The 15,383-nt window shown below is 39.7% G+C and carries 11 protein-coding genes; 5 read left to right on the forward strand and 6 right to left on the reverse strand.

Annotated features, from left to right (window positions below):
* The first annotated feature begins 77 nt into the window (after nt 1-77).
* Complete coding sequence (locus tag OCV27_RS10765) at nt 78-2,852, forward strand: insulinase family protein (RefSeq protein ID WP_125320338.1); 2,775 nt, start codon at nt 78-80, stop codon at nt 2,850-2,852.
* On the opposite strand, the gene OCV27_RS10770 is transcribed toward OCV27_RS10765, so the two are convergent.
* Nucleotides 2,844-3,443: a VOC family protein gene (locus OCV27_RS10770; RefSeq protein ID WP_125320339.1), complete on the reverse strand. Its 600-nt coding sequence runs from the start codon at nt 3,441-3,443 to the stop codon at nt 2,844-2,846. The two genes, OCV27_RS10765 and OCV27_RS10770, sit on opposite strands and share 9 nt — an antisense overlap.
* 244 nt (nt 3,444-3,687) lie before the next feature.
* Here OCV27_RS10770 and argS point away from each other — a divergent pair, with 244 nt between their 5' ends.
* Together argS and OCV27_RS10780 are read left to right on the forward strand one after the other, a co-directional pair.
* Entirely contained in the window at nt 3,688-5,421 is a 1,734-nt protein-coding gene (gene argS / locus OCV27_RS10775) for an arginine--tRNA ligase (protein WP_125320340.1), read from the forward strand.
* A gap of 95 nt (nt 5,422-5,516) precedes the next feature.
* The gene (locus OCV27_RS10780) at nt 5,517-5,945 is read left to right on the forward strand and encodes an HIT domain-containing protein (protein ID WP_125320341.1); all 429 of its coding nucleotides are present in this window, start codon (nt 5,517-5,519) and stop codon (nt 5,943-5,945) included.
* A gap of 29 nt (nt 5,946-5,974) precedes the next feature.
* Here OCV27_RS10780 and OCV27_RS10785 read toward each other — a convergent pair whose 3' ends face one another.
* The 5 genes from OCV27_RS10785 to znuA all read right to left on the reverse strand — a co-directional run bounded on the left by OCV27_RS10785 (nt 5,975) and on the right by znuA (nt 13,737).
* Nucleotides 5,975-6,205, reverse strand: a complete 231-nt coding sequence (locus OCV27_RS10785; RefSeq protein ID WP_125320342.1) for a FeoC-like transcriptional regulator — start codon at nt 6,203-6,205, stop codon at nt 5,975-5,977.
* Complete coding sequence (gene feoB, locus OCV27_RS10790) at nt 6,202-8,478, reverse strand: Fe(2+) transporter permease subunit FeoB (RefSeq protein WP_125320343.1); 2,277 nt, start codon at nt 8,476-8,478, stop codon at nt 6,202-6,204. Before feoB ends, OCV27_RS10785 begins: the two co-directional genes overlap by 4 nt.
* Complete coding sequence (locus OCV27_RS10795) at nt 8,478-8,705, reverse strand: FeoA family protein (RefSeq protein ID WP_125320344.1); 228 nt, start codon at nt 8,703-8,705, stop codon at nt 8,478-8,480. The genes feoB and OCV27_RS10795 overlap by 1 nt, the downstream gene beginning before the upstream one ends.
* 626 nt (nt 8,706-9,331) lie before the next feature.
* Nucleotides 9,332-12,637 (reverse strand): helix-turn-helix domain-containing protein, encoded by a 3,306-nt coding sequence (locus OCV27_RS10800; RefSeq protein WP_125322892.1) that lies wholly within the window; start codon nt 12,635-12,637, stop codon nt 9,332-9,334.
* A gap of 224 nt (nt 12,638-12,861) precedes the next feature.
* Nucleotides 12,862-13,737, reverse strand: a complete 876-nt coding sequence (gene znuA, locus OCV27_RS10805; protein WP_125322893.1) for a zinc ABC transporter substrate-binding protein ZnuA — start codon at nt 13,735-13,737, stop codon at nt 12,862-12,864.
* An 82-nt stretch (nt 13,738-13,819) separates the two neighbouring features.
* Here znuA and znuC point away from each other — a divergent pair, with 82 nt between their 5' ends.
* Both znuC and znuB read left to right on the forward strand, forming a co-directional pair.
* Nucleotides 13,820-14,605: a zinc ABC transporter ATP-binding protein ZnuC gene (gene znuC / locus OCV27_RS10810; RefSeq protein WP_125322894.1), complete on the forward strand. Its 786-nt coding sequence runs from the start codon at nt 13,820-13,822 to the stop codon at nt 14,603-14,605.
* The gene (gene znuB, locus OCV27_RS10815) at nt 14,598-15,383 is read left to right on the forward strand and encodes a zinc ABC transporter permease subunit ZnuB (protein ID WP_125322901.1); all 786 of its coding nucleotides are present in this window, start codon (nt 14,598-14,600) and stop codon (nt 15,381-15,383) included. The genes znuC and znuB overlap by 8 nt, the downstream gene beginning before the upstream one ends.

A 15,383-nucleotide genomic window follows, 5' to 3' on the forward strand; every position in this document is an offset into this window, starting at 1 on the left:
ACAGTCATATAGGCCTTTCTTCCAAATATTGACAGAAAGCGCCGCAATACTTCAAAACCTCAAGCGGAGAGTAACTTGTGCACTTAAGCCCGAATAACACCAACCAATATCGCTACTTAACGTTGAAAAACGGACTCAAAGTATTGGTCATTCGGGAAAAAAATACCCAAAAAGCAGCGGCTGCATTGGCAGTCAATGTAGGACACTTCGACGATCCTGATGACCGTCACGGAATGGCTCACTATCTAGAACATATGTTATTTTTAGGTACAACAAAGTACCCTAAAGTTGGTGATTTCCAAAGTTATATCAATCAACATGGCGGAAGTAATAATGCTTGGACTGGTGCCGAACATACCTGCTTCTTTTTTGACGTTATGCCTACTGCATTATGCAGTTGTCTCGATAGATTTAGCCAATTTTTCACAGCTCCTATATTTAACCCTGAAGCTCTCGATAAAGAGCGTCAAGCCGTCGACTCCGAGTTTAAGCTCAAACTCAACGATGATTCACGGCGGCTTTATCAAGTGCACAAAGAATTGGTTAACCCTAATCACCCTTTCGCAAAATTTTCAGTCGGAAACCAAACGACCCTAAGTGATAGAAATGGACAATCAATCAGAAGTGAGATTGTCGACTTCTACCAAGAAAAATACTCTGCTGATTTAATGACATTGGTAGTTTTAGGCCCCCAACCTCTCGATGAATTGGATCAATGGGTAAAAGATAAGTTTTCGTCTATTCCGAATCGAGGTCTGTCAGGAAAATCGATTGATGTTGCTTATCTCGATGCAAACTCCACCGCCATTTCGGTCAACATTGAGCCTATTAAGGAGATTCGCAAACTCATATTATCTTTTCCTTTACCTAGCCTAGACAAGTACTATCGCCAAAAACCCATGTCCTATTTTGCTCATTTACTTGGCTATGAGGGTGAAGGTAGTTTAATGCTAGCGCTTAAAGAAAAAGGATGGATAACCTCACTTTCAGCTGGGGGAGGCACCAGCGGTAGTAACTATCGTGAATTTACAATAAGTTGCGCTTTAACTCCTACAGGTCTTGATCATGTTGATGATATTATTCAAGCCTTATTTTCATATCTAGTCTTGATTGACAACAAAGGTTTTGAACAATGGCGTTACCTTGAAAAGCAGGCGGTTTTAGAATCGGCTTTTCGCTTTCAAGAACCCACAAGACCCATTGATTTAGTCAGCCACTTAGTCATTAACATGCAACATTATTCGCCGGAAGATATAGTTTATGGCGACTATGTCATGAATAATTATGATGAAGAGCTTTTAAGGCAACTTTTTACCTATTTCACCATAGATAACTTGCGCGCTACGCTAATTGCTAAAGGCTACAAATATGAACAAAAAGCCAAATGGTATGATACGCCTTATTCCGTTAATTCTTTTACTCAGCAGCAAAGATCGCACTTTACGACAAAAAGCGGCTTAAGTTTCGCTCTACCGCCTAAAAACCCGTTCATTTGTTATGATTTAGAACCTCTTCCCATAGAAAACCACTCTTCAGTTCCAGAGGTAATCCAAGACCTACCCGGTTTTAAACTTTGGCATCTTCAAGATAATGAATTTAGAGTACCTAAAGGTGTCATTTTTGTTGCTATCGATAGCCCTCATGCTGTGGCAAATGCTAAAAACATAGTCAAAACCAGAGTATGCGTAGAAATGTTTCTCGACTCTTTAGCTAAAGAAACTTATCAAGCGGAAATCGCTGGTATGAGTTACAACATGTACTCACATCAAGGAGGTGTGACTCTAACTTTATCAGGCTTTAGCAAAAAACAACCTGAACTAATGACAATGATTCTTGAGCGCTTCTCCAGCAGAGAATTCAATGCAAAGCGTTTTGACACTATTAAACAACAGTTAATTAGAAACTGGAAAAATGCGGCTCATGATAAACCCATCTCCCAGTTATTTAATGCCATGACAGGAATGCTGCAACCTAACAATCCACCATATAATGAATTATTGTCTGCCTTGGAAAGCCTTCAAGTCCACGAACTGAAAGAATTCGTATCCTCTATCCTTGCAAAACTGCATGTAGAAATGTTTGTATATGGTGATTGGACGCGAACAGAGACTATCAAGCTTAGCGATACCCTTAAAGACGCACTCAGAGTACACAACCAAGGTTACGAGGAATCACTGAGGCCTCTGGTTATGCTAGGTAAAAATGGTTCTTTTCAACGCTCTATTGAATCCAACCAAGAAGATTCTGCCATTGTTGTGTACTATCAATGTGACGATATTGAACCGCACAATATCGCTCTATATTTGCTCGCCAACCATTTAATGTCAGCGACTTTTTTCCATGAGATCCGTACTAAACAGCAACTCGGTTACATGGTTGGAACAGGTAATTTGCCACTAAACCGACACCCTGGCCTAGTACTTTATGTCCAATCACCAAATGCAGCACCAATTGAGCTAATCAGATCAATTGATGAGTTTCTCAACGCCTTCTATATGGTGTTGCTCGAGCTTAATGATTACCAATGGCACAGCAGCAAACGAGGTCTGTGGAGCCAAATTGCCGCACCAGACACCACTTTAAAAACTCGAGCTCAAAGACTTTGGGTTGCTATTGGTAACAAAGATTACAGCTTTGATCACAAAGAACGTGTACTTGATGAGCTGAAAAAGCTTAGTCGTGCTGACATGATTCGTTTTGTTGTAAATGAACTCAAGCCCAGAACCGCCAATAGGCTAATTATGCACGCGAAAGGGCACTCGCACCATGCATCAGGCGTTCTCGATGTGGGCGCTGAAATTGGCTCTGTAGAAGAATTTCAGCTCAGGCCAAAAGACACTGATCTAGGTTAATTGTTCTGACTCTACAATATTTTTCAACGAATGTTGGTGGAACTTGATACAGATATCTTGATGTTTAAAAGCTACAGTAGGATTATTGATTCGCTCTCCTTTCCCTCCGGGGCTCGATAGTTTTACCGTAATACCTTGTGCTCCAAGTTTATCCCATTGATTGGCCAAACCTGGGTATTTCAACTTTACATCTGCTAAATACTCTTCAGCTGTTTTAGCCAAAGAAGGGACAATAAATTCAACATGTTCCCAGCACTGAGATGGATATACCTTACCTTGTGCTGGATACGGTAATTCAAGACATTCAATAGACCAATCTGAGATACTAAACGGCTGCGTTAGTTCAATCACTACTATAGGACGGCCGTTTATCATCGCAGTTGAAATCTCACGTCCCTCTTTCAGCCATTCTTTATGCGCCAATGTTGCTAATTGCTTATCGTTAAGGCGCAGAGCAATATGGTCTGCTTGTAAGACCTGCAAATCGACCTTGAGTTTCTCACCTAATAACTGAATTTTTTGCATAAAAGTATCAAGTTTAGCTTTCATTTGTTCTGGCATTAGTTCAGCATCGGTTAGTCTTTGCGACATTTTTATCCATCCAATATGTTGATTTCTACGCAATACTACCAAGATAGTAGCTAAAAGTAGAAAATTTCCTAGAACACTCTCTATATGAGAGCTAATAAAATTGGTATTATATGCACCAATTTATGAACTCGATTAAGATATGCATTCTTTTTACCGCTTTAACTACGGTTAAGTAAAAAATGGTGACTAGATTTAACTTATATATACATATCTAAGCAATTCTTGAGAATTGAAGGAAACACGCGTGAATATCCAAGCTCTTATTAATGATAAAGTCTCTCAGGCCTTAGAAGCCGCGGGTGCACCTAAAGGTAGCCCAGCAGCAGTTCGCCAATCAGCAAAACCACAATTTGGTGACTATCAAGCAAACGGAGTCATGGGTGTAGCAAAAAAGCTCGGCACTAACCCACGGGAGTTCGCCCAGAAAGTATTGGATGTTCTCGATCTTAATGGTATTGCTAGCAAAACAGAAATTGCAGGCCCTGGTTTTATTAATATTTTCTTGAGTGAAGAATTTCTGGCTCAAAAAGCGCAACAAGCGCTTTCAGATTCTCGTCTAGGGGTTGCTATTGAAGAGCAAAAAACGATAGTCACAGATTACTCAGCACCAAATGTGGCAAAGGAAATGGCAGTCCACCACATTCGTTCAACGGTCATTGGAGACGCGGTATCACGTACACTGGAGTTTCTGGGCCATAAAGTCATTCGTGCTAACCACATCGGAGATTGGGGCACTCAATTCGGTATGCTGATCGCGAACCTTGAACGAGTGCAGCAAGAAACCGGCGAAATATCTATGGAGCTATCCGATCTAGAGGCTTTCTACCGTGAGTCAAAAAAACTCTATGATGAGGATGAAGACTTTGCAGTAAAAGCACGTAACTATGTGGTGAAATTGCAAGGTGGTGACGAGTATTGTGCTGAGATGTGGAAAAAACTGGTTGATATCACCATGATCCAGAACCAGCATAACTATGACCGCCTTAATGTATCTCTAACTCGTAACGATGTTATGGGTGAAAGTATGTATAACAATATGCTACCAAACATCGTTGCTGATCTTAAACAGCAAGGTTTAGCTCAAGAAGATAACGGCGCACAGGTTGTATTTCTAGATGAATACAAGAATAAAGATGGCGAGCCTATGGGCGTTATTGTTCAAAAGCGTGATGGCGGCTTCCTTTACACCACGACAGATATTGCATGTGCTAAGTATCGTTACGAAACACTTGGTGCCGACCGCGTACTATATTTCATCGACTCCCGTCAGCACCAACATCTAATGCAGGCTTGGACTATCGTACGTAAAGCTGGTTATGTACCTGAAGACGTCACTTTAGAACACCATGCATTTGGCATGATGTTAGGTAAAGATGGCCGTCCATTTAAGACCCGGGCAGGAAGTACAGTACGTCTGAAGGATCTCCTAGATGAAGCAGAAGAGCGTGCGATAAGGCTAATCGAATCCAAAAACCCTGATCTAGAAACAGTTGAGAAACAAAATATCGCAAACACTGTCGCTATGGCTGCGGTGAAATATGCTGATCTTTCTAAGCATCGCACAACTGACTATGTGTTTGATTGGGATAATATGCTTGCTTTCGAAGGTAATACCGCTCCTTATATGCAGTATGCCTTCACTCGTGTTGCATCTATTTTCGCCAAAGCAGGGATTTCAATGGATTCTCTAGCTGGAGACATTAAGATCACTGAAGAGAAAGAAAAATTACTGATCGCCAAACTACTTCAATTTGACGAGGCAGTACATTCTGTAGCTCGAGAAGGCCAGCCTCACATACTGTGTAGCTACCTGTTTGAACTTGCAGGTCAGTTCTCAAGCTTCTACGAAGCATGCCCTATTCTTAATACACAAGATGATTCTATTAAACAAAGTCGCCTCAAACTAGCAGCATTGACCGCGAAGACAATCAAGCAGGGACTATCTCTGCTAGGTATTGAAACTCTAGATCGCATGTAAATATAAGCCTACATGAAATTAAATAAAGGTTGATGTGAAAGCATCAACCTTTATTTTATCCGCCATATACTGATAAAACACCACAGGGGTTTACTATGAGCTTTGAGCTTCACCCACAACTAGCCAAAGATACCAGCACTATAGGTCATTTCCCCTTATCTATAGCGCTACTACATAAAGATAATGCAGTTCCTTGGGTCATACTTGTACCCAAACGAAATAATTTAAAAGAACTGTATCACATGACATTACAGGATCAGCATCAGTTCCTACTTGAATCTCAAGCAGTAAATCAAGTATTAGAAGCAACATTTAACCCTGATAAACTTAACCTTGGGGTACTTGGCAACATGGTCCCGCAGCTTCATATTCATCACATTGTACGCTTTAAAAATGATGTCGCATGGCCTGGACCTATCTGGGGCAACACCAAAGGTGAATTTCGAACTGAAGATGAACAAAAAGCATTACTTACTCAGGTTCAAAACGTGCTATCACTAAGTAAATTGTTCCACATAGTCTAAAAAATGCCGCTGATATCAGCGGCACTCTTTTACATAGTCACTGTTAGTGAAAGACCATCAGCACAATTGGCGCAATACCTAATTCTAGTAATCTTGTGTACATTATTAGTATCAACTAATCGAGAAATTGCACCCTTTCGAATCCATACCTCAATCATGGCATCTACACCATCTTCACTCATTGAGAACTTCTTAGCGAGGGCTTTCTGGCTTACACACCCTTGCTGAACAACATAAGATTTCAGTGCCTTTAAGATCATGCTGTTTGAGCCTCCAGTAGCCGTTTTTGTTTCCTACCAGCAACTTGAAGAACTCGATAAGTTAATAAACTGGCTATAATAATGCCGCTAATCCATGCTGAACTGTAGACAGGATTATGTAAAAAATGCGTTACCTGATAGTAAAGAGCCGCACTTCCATAGGCTAATCCCATTGTCCAAACCGCAATAAAACGCGCATACTTTTGGCCAAACTCTCTCGCATAAGCACCCATAGCAGCAACACAAGGTGTATAGAGTAGTATAAAAATCAGGTATGCAAAGGCTGCATTCCCTGTCACAAAATGCTGTTTAAGATTACCAAAAATAGAGGCGTCAACTTCTTGATCTTGCGCAGTAACCGAACTATTTGTCAAATCCCCCACCTCTATCCCCAGAGGATCAGAGTAAGTTAGATCAGCAAGATTGGCTGGAATTGACATGACGGCTTCTTTTAAACTTGCCACTAAATCAAAGTCAGTTTGATCACCTTCTGCTGGAGCATAAAGGCTATTTAGAGTACCAACTACTGCTTCTTTAGCGAAAATTCCAGTAATAATACCTACTGTTGCGGGCCAATTATCTTTTTGGATACCAATAGGCTCAAAAATTGGTGTTACGATTTGGGATACCTTTGACAATACCGATTTTTCACTATCTTGATTACCAAATGAACCATCGGTTCCCAATGAATTGAAGAAACTCAAAATCGTTACCACAACCACAATCGTTTTACCTGCTCCCAGCACAAAACGTTTCAGCTTTTGCCATGTTTTGATCAGAACATTCTGAAATGTAGGAAGCTCATAGTCTGGCATTTCCATGATTAAGCTGTCACTGGTACCAGGATATAGTGTGCGTTTGAGTACAAGACCTGTAAAAACAGCCGCTACGATACCAAGAAGATATAAAGCGAAAACGATATTTTGTCCACTCTCTGGAAAGAACGCTGCAGCAAACAATGCGTATACTGGCAGACGTGCGCCACAAGACATAAAAGGTGCCATAGATGCAGCTAACTTACGTTCACGTTCTTGATCTAAAGTCCTAGTCGCCATAATTGCAGGTACATTACAGCCAAACCCTAGGACAAGAGGCACAAAGGCTTTACCGGGTAACCCCACTTTCTGCATAACCTTATCTAAAACAAACGCAGCACGAGACATGTAGCCAGAGCTTTCAAGTACAGCAAGAAAAAGATAGAGGCAAGCGATAACGGGGATAAAAGTTGCGACAGTTTGGATCCCTCCACCAACGCCATCGGCAATCAAGGTTACCAACCACACTGGTAAGTGGTTATCCATCAAATAGTGACCACCCTCAACCAATAATGCACCAGAGCTAATGTCAAAAAAATCAATGAAGGCACTGCCAATATTGATTGAGAACATAAACATCAAATACATTACAACAAAAAAGAAGGGTATTCCTACCCATTTATTAAGGATAATACTGTCTATTTTCTCAGTAAAACTGTGACTCAGTTTACCTTCTGTTCTGCGTACTTTTTTACACTGCTCATGTAAAAATGTGTACTTGGTGTCTGCCACCAACAAATCTATATCAAGTTCAAATGCTTTCTGCACCTTAATGATATGCTTTCTATCATCTGTCGATAAAGAATTAAGTACTAATAAATCATGTTCTAAACCACGGATAGATAAAGCTCTTGATGATGCTTCAACCTGACCTTTAAATATCGGCTGGATTGTTTTGATTGCCCGCTCAAATTCTGTTGGATAGGTAATATTAAGCTCATCTAGCGCTACACCAAGAACCAAAGTTTTATGGAGGTATTCTTTGAAACGCTGCACTTGACTGCCATTATTCGCAGATAAAGCAAAAACAGGGCACCCGAGCACCTTTTCTAATGCTTTCACATCAATTATCTGACGCTCACGCTTGAGTGCATCCATTTTATTGAGCACAACTACCATTGGTCGACCCAATTCACGCAGTTGAAGTGTCATGTACAAACTTCGCTCAAGACACGTTGCATCAACAACGTTGATGATAAGGTTTGCTGGGTGTGTAAGAACAGCCCTAGATGCAATAGACTCATCAATACTATTACCATCATTACCACTATCAAGTGCATAAATACCAGGAAGATCGGTAAGAAGAAACTCATCTCCAGAGTGGTTATATCGACCTGTTTTCTTTTCAACTGTAACCCCAGCCCAGTTACCAACCTGTTGCTTAGCACCCGTTAAACCATTAAATAGTGTTGTCTTGCCACTATTTGGATTACCAACAGTGAGAATTTGATATTGCATCAATTGACCTCCACCACTATTGAATCTGCGATATTTATTCTAACCGCAAGTGATACCCCTCTAACTTCTACCTGAAGAGGATCCCCCATGGGTGCTTTACGGATCAATGTAACCGGGGTATTGGGAAGTAAACCCATAACCATGAGCTTTTTCCTTACATCATTTGATAACTGTGAAAAACCAGTAATCGTTGCTTTTTGCCCTTGGGATAGATGTGACAATTTCATAAGACAGGCCAATTAAAGATAAAGATAAAAATGAGAAATATTAGTATTAAGATTTTAGATCTTAACTTGTGTAAATTTAGTAAATCTTGTCTGAAATCAAACATTGCAGATTTGTAACGTTATTTACGTTAATCCAAAGCCGTTAATTACGTTAAAAGGAATAATTTTTACCTATCTATTGTTGGTATTTTCATTCAAATAACAAATCAAAAATTAAAAAAAAACATTAAATATCAATGCAATATATATTTTGTCGTTTTTTCAATACCAGCTTGGCGTTAATTTTATAAGTAAAACAATGACATAGAATTATAGTTAACCACGTCAACAGAGAGTTTCTCTGGCGACAATTCCAGAGGTGGTGCAACCCGCACCACTCCGGCAGCAAGCGAAGGTGTCATTGACACCCGTGGTATAGTCCCCCGGCTATGCCACGTAATTTTTTTCGCATCATGCCAGAATCCTAGACATTCACAACTTTAAGTTTCTACCAGCTTCAAATGTTCTGCCCTGTTAAATTTTTCTCTCATCCAGCTAATCGAATGAATTACGTATAGTTGCACATGGACTTAATGTGATGTTAGATGGATATAAAAATTGGAAAATTCTACTAGGTAAAAAGAAAGCTACCCTCGCACCTCAACAAATTGAGTCGGAGAAACACCAAATCGATGTTTAAATCGCTGGCTAAAATAAGATGGATCATTAAATCCGCATTCAAATGCCACATCGGATACTTTTTGTCCAGCTAGCAAGTGACGACAGGCATAGTCTAAACGAATTTCGGTTAAATAATCGGTAAAAGTTCTCTCAGTAGCAGATTTAAAACGACGTTGTAAACTGCGCTCAGACATATACATTTGCTTAGCAGCCGCTGCTGTCCCAAATTCAGAATCAGAATAATTTTGAGCCACGAGGCCTTGTAGCTTTTTGATCCATTGTGTAGCTACCTTAGAGTCAGTCAGTTGAGTAATGGTATTTTCTTCGAACTGGTTCCCCTTAGGCCAAGCAAACTCAGTCAACTGACTATTACCTGAATTGAATCTGCGGAATGTTCCTCCACTTTCCATAACCAAAGTACCAATTTCATTCCACACTTCAGAAAAACACGTCAACAAATCCTCAGACTGACCGCTTGGCTCTTGCATAGAAAAAACCACATTTTCCCTTTCATGGCGATAGGTCATATAAATCGCTTGCCCTCTATCACAGCGACGAATCAAGTTGTCAATGAGTAAGTTAAATACACGATCTAAGTTAGAGATATAGAGAGTTACGTAAGTGTCTTTATTTTGCTCTAAATCACTCTTGATAGATAAACCTGCGTTTTCAAGTTCTTCCTGCCAAGCATCAAGAACAGACCTTACGATTAGTGATAAATTGTAAGCTGGTAGAGTACCGCTACTCATTGCCCTAAAATTGAGAAGCAAATCAAGCTCATGATTGACATATCTATATAGTTGTAACTTACCTTTCTTATCCTCAGTTGCCATTTTGGATGAAAAAGTATTGATTCTACCTTTCAGAGCTTCTAATAGTTGACGATATAAAATTCGTCTAACCTTTAACTGCTTCCTTAAATGCTCATTGTTGGTCAGAAGAATACGGCTTTGGTGGCGTAATTGATTCGTTTTTAATGCCACCTGAGACTTTAATACCTTATTTTTTCTCACCGTTACCCGAGAGCGCCAATTTATCAAACTAATAACCAGAACAAAAAACATCAGCACATAGCAAGATATTGCGTAGCCCCCGATATACCAAGGAACAGAGATAGAAAATACAAAATTTTCTATCTCTGTTTTATCTACTCCATTTGCAACCGCTTTAACTTCAATTGCGTAATGCCCAGGCAAGAGGTGAGCAAATGTTAAATTCAATCCTGACAATTCAATCCAGCTATCGTTTCCACTGAGCCGATATTGAAGCTTATAGTTACCGCTTTTAGGTAACATTCCAAATTGAAAAGATAATATGTCACCGAATTTGGCGTGAGGAGATTCTATCATTGCACCAAGAGAATATCTTGATTGATTAATTTTCACTTCACTAAGTAACAATCGCGCTTTAGGAGGAGTTAATTGGGCAAGCTTTGCTGCGTTAACAACAATCAGATCATAAGCTGACCCGAGTAAAATACCATCAAGGCCATATGAAACACCTGAAGCACACAAACTTGCCTGAAGTTCATGATTAAGCAGACCAAAAGGCTCACCATAATGCTGAAGCAGATGCCCATTACGATTGTAACGCGTCAAACCGATAGCGGAGCTCAGCCAAATACCACGACTATTACTGGTTAGACAGTTAGGTACTATATTTTTACTCACCTGTGAGATAGGCTTGAGTTGTAAGTCGCTGACATCAAGAAAAAAAGCGCCATAACGGCCAGCTACCCCAAAAAAGCCATCATCGATCTCGCTTATACTAACCACGGGACCAAACTGCTGGGATTCTGTTAAATAGTGAACCTGACCATTATCCATTACATAAATTCCATGCTCAGTACCCAGTATTAACCGATCATTACTAGCAATGTTCATATCTACTAACTGACTATCGTGTTCACCATTAGTCATCCATTCAGAACCATACTGAATAAACTCACCACTAATCGATTCAAAGCGCCAAATTCTTTGTTCGCTCCCACCCCAAATGCGGCCATTATTATCCATGGCCAATAAATCAGTAGTGAGTGATTTTAAAAAGCTGGGCAATAGTTCCGGTAATATTGCTCCAGAGGCACTATCGATAGTTACAATCCCTTCATCTGTAGCTACCCAAAGTACACCATTACGTTCAATAACGTCATTGACATTTCCTTCATAAAACAATGTTTTTAAAGTTGTTTTATCAATTTTAAGCTTATAAACTCCAAGACTGGTAATTAACCAAAAGGTATTTCTTTGATTGAAATACTTAAGTCGACCAAACTCCTCACTAGCGGCCTCTTCATTTAATAAAAAATCTGCTAAGCGATTAAAATAACGAGAAAAATCAGAAAAATAATAGATTCCAGAGTCACTGGCTATCCAAATATCACCTTGAGCTGTATTAATAAGTGAATAAATTTTCTGACCTGACAATTGGCGTATTTCTTTTAATTCACCGTTAAGAGTTGGCTCAAAAGCAAATATATCTAGACCAGAATCAGTTCCAATCCAGTAACCTTTTGCTGTTTCAGTCAAACTCAGCACTCTACCATCTGATATTTTCCGGCTTTGCAGCGCAGTTTCTTTCAAGTCGACTAGGTAAGCTCCATCAAGAGCCCCTACTACTAGCTCTTGGCGAGTTAAAGAATGATGAATAGTTTCAATAGGTTGGGTACCAAACTGACGTAAATATTTAAAACTGCCACGATCAGAGTCAGCTAAGTAGAGCCCTGTATTTGTCGCTAGTGTCCAGTTCGTATCCATTACTTCAGCATCATTGATTTTCAGCTGAGAAGACTGGCTGTATTGTTCTAGTTTACCAAGTGAATACGATGCAAAGCCTTTGCTGTCTATTTGATATGTATAGAACCTTGAATGATCAACAGCCCACACATAACGTCCAGATACACCAATTTTATTAATTTCTGAGCCAGGAGGGAGACTGAATACAAGCTCAGCTGGTTGCCCAGGAAAAGATCGGAAAACCTCATGCCCCATAAATGACCAAAATGCATGATTTAAAAAAGCCACATTATGTGGCTTTGGCGTAACGCTCAATTTTAAGTAAGGTAAAACATTTTCCCCATCAAAAAATTGCAACTGATTATGCTGATCTTGAAACCAGACTCCGCCATTTTCCTCTAAAAAGAGTTCTTTAGCGACAAACAGCTGGCCATTTTCCTTTGTTGGTATGGGATATAACAAAGGTAGGGAAAACTCCTCAGCTATCGAGAGGCGAACCAACAATGATAGTATTAAAAAGCAAGCTGCTCTTTTCACCGCACATTCCCTTGCACTATGGGTGTTTCAGATAGAATCAAAAGTCTCTTAATGTCACCTTGAGGCCACCTCACTAAACACAAAACAATCATTTAATCTATTGATTATTTTATGGAAAGCTATCTTATTAAGCGTTAAAAAACAATGATATTGATTCAAAAAACACTCACATAATATCAAACTCGATGAAAATCAATGTCGTTACACTGATAGCCTGACAAAATTTATTTCCCACCCAGGCAATCAACAAAGCTATCAACAATGGATTGAATAAAAACAAAATAGCTATCTAGGCCAGCTTTTGTTTCTGTGCCAAGTGGGTCAAGCGTACCTGTGCTAGCTTGGCTACCACGAAGCACTGAATCAATCACAGCAGGTGAAAATTGAGGCTCTGAGAATACACACTTAGCATCCCCTTTTGATAGTTTTTTCTTAATATCAATTAACGTTTTAGCTCCAGGTTTTCTTTCAGGGCTAACCGTAAATTCACCGATATGTTTAAGGCCATAATCTTGCTCGAAGTAACCATATGCATCGTGAAATACGTAGTATCCTATTTCTTTGATAGGAGCTAGCTGCTCACGCCATTTTGTCGCTTGATTTTCTAATTTACTTGCAAAGGCTTGATAGTTAGTCTGATATATCGCTTGATTATCAGGATCTAACTCACCAAGTTTATTACTTAATGCCTTTGCTACCTGCTTGCTCTGTTTTAGACCTAACCAAAAGTGAGGATCATGAGTACCATGTTCATGCCCATCGTGATGATGCCCTTCATGTGTATAAGTTCGAAGATCTAAATTATTCAGCTCACTAATCGTCAGAATATTGCTCTGATGTTCTAGTATTTTTACTAAAAATGGTTCCAAGTCATGCCCATACCAAACCACAAGATCCGCTCTTTTTAAACGCTTCACATCTGAAGGCTTTAAAGCATAGTCATGAGGTGATGTGTTTGAATCCAATAGCACTTCAGGGTTCGAGATACCTTTAGTGATTTCAAAGGCAATCATTTGAATGGGCTTAATACTAGTCAACACTTCAGTAGCATTAACATTCCCCATAATTAGCATAGATAGTAAAAGAAAAAATAATTTCATAAGTCAATATCACTCAACTCTGGTGTTAAAGTTTGACGAATGTTACATTATAACAATAGTTTTTTGCAAATGAGTTCTATTCATGTCGGCATTGGTCGAACTACAACAAGTATGTGTTCAATTTGGAGAGCGTAAAATTCTCGATAAGGTTAGCCTTACTATTAAAAAAGGCGAAATCACAACTGTAATTGGGCCAAATGGCGCAGGAAAATCGACTTTAGTTAAGGTACTCTTAGGACTCCAAACTCAATACCAAGGCACAGTAAAAAAAATCAAAGGCTTAAGAGTTGGCTACGTACCACAAAAACTCAAACTCAACGATTCTCTTCCTTTAAATGTGCAACGGTTTATGAAGCTAGCTGGTAAGTACAGTATTCAGGAATTAAGAGAAGCCTTAAATCTAGTCGGAGCCGAACATTTAATTAAAGCCAATATGCATTCGCTATCAGGCGGTGAAAATCAGCGTATTTTACTCGCACGAGCACTACTTCAGCGCCCTGATTTACTTGTTTTAGATGAGCCAGCTCAAGGGGTAGATGTACAGGGTCAAGTCGACTTATACGAGCTTATAGATACCATTCGTCATCGCTTCCAGTGCGCCGTATTTATGATATCTCACGACTTACATCTCGTAATGGCGAAAACAGATGATGTTATCTGCTTACACCATCATATTTGCTGCTCTGGTACTCCTGCTGATATCACTAAACACCCCAACTATATTGCGCTATTTGGTGAGGTAAGGAGTGAATCCCTTGCATTTTATCATCACCAACATAGTCACCATCACCATGATCTCGCTGGCGAACCAGTCTCTGGTGAAGCCACTACCTGCTCAAATCATTCACACGGCCATCATCATGATTGAATTTTTATTGCCTGCTATTATTGCCGGATTAGGTATCGCTATTATTGCGGGTCCTTTAGGCTCATTTGTCGTATGGCGAAAAATGGCTTACTTTGGAGACACATTGGCCCATGCCTCATTGATGGGGCTTGCTTTGGGACTTTTACTCGATATCAACCTATATTTAGCCCTAACAGTTTGCTGCCTAGGCTTGGCGTTTATTTTAGTCACCTTACAAAGGCAAAGGTTAGTTGCAACGGATACATTACTAGGAATTTTGGCCCATAGTGCACTTTCTCTCGGTCTAGTTGCTGTAAGCTTTATCGACAATGTCAGGATAGATTTAATGAGTTATCTGTTTGGGGACTTACTTGCAGTAACACCAATGGATCTTATTTACATTTTTTCTGGGGTAATTTTAGTTTCAAGCATACTGTATTATTTTTGGCAATCATTACTTTCAACAACAGTCTGTGAAGAACTCGCTGCTGTAGAAGGACATAACGTTGAACTAATGCGACTTATCCTAATGATTTTAGTTGGATTAGTGATAGCAATCGGCATGAAATTTGTTGGCGCGCTGATCATGACATCGCTTTTGATTATACCTGCTGCAACCGCAAGACGCTTTTCCCAAACGCCAGAACAAATGGCAGTAATATCATCTGGTATCGGGGCAATAGCCGTCTTACTTGGCCTGAGTTTATCTTGGTATTATGATACTCCAGCAGGCCCTTCAGTTGTTATTAGCGCTGCATTTATGTTCATGCTTGCTCAACTTTATAGGGTCAAAGTATAA

The sequence above is a fragment of the Vibrio pectenicida genome (assembly GCA_024347015.1).
GTDB lineage: Bacteria > Pseudomonadota > Gammaproteobacteria > Enterobacterales > Vibrionaceae > Vibrio > Vibrio pectenicida.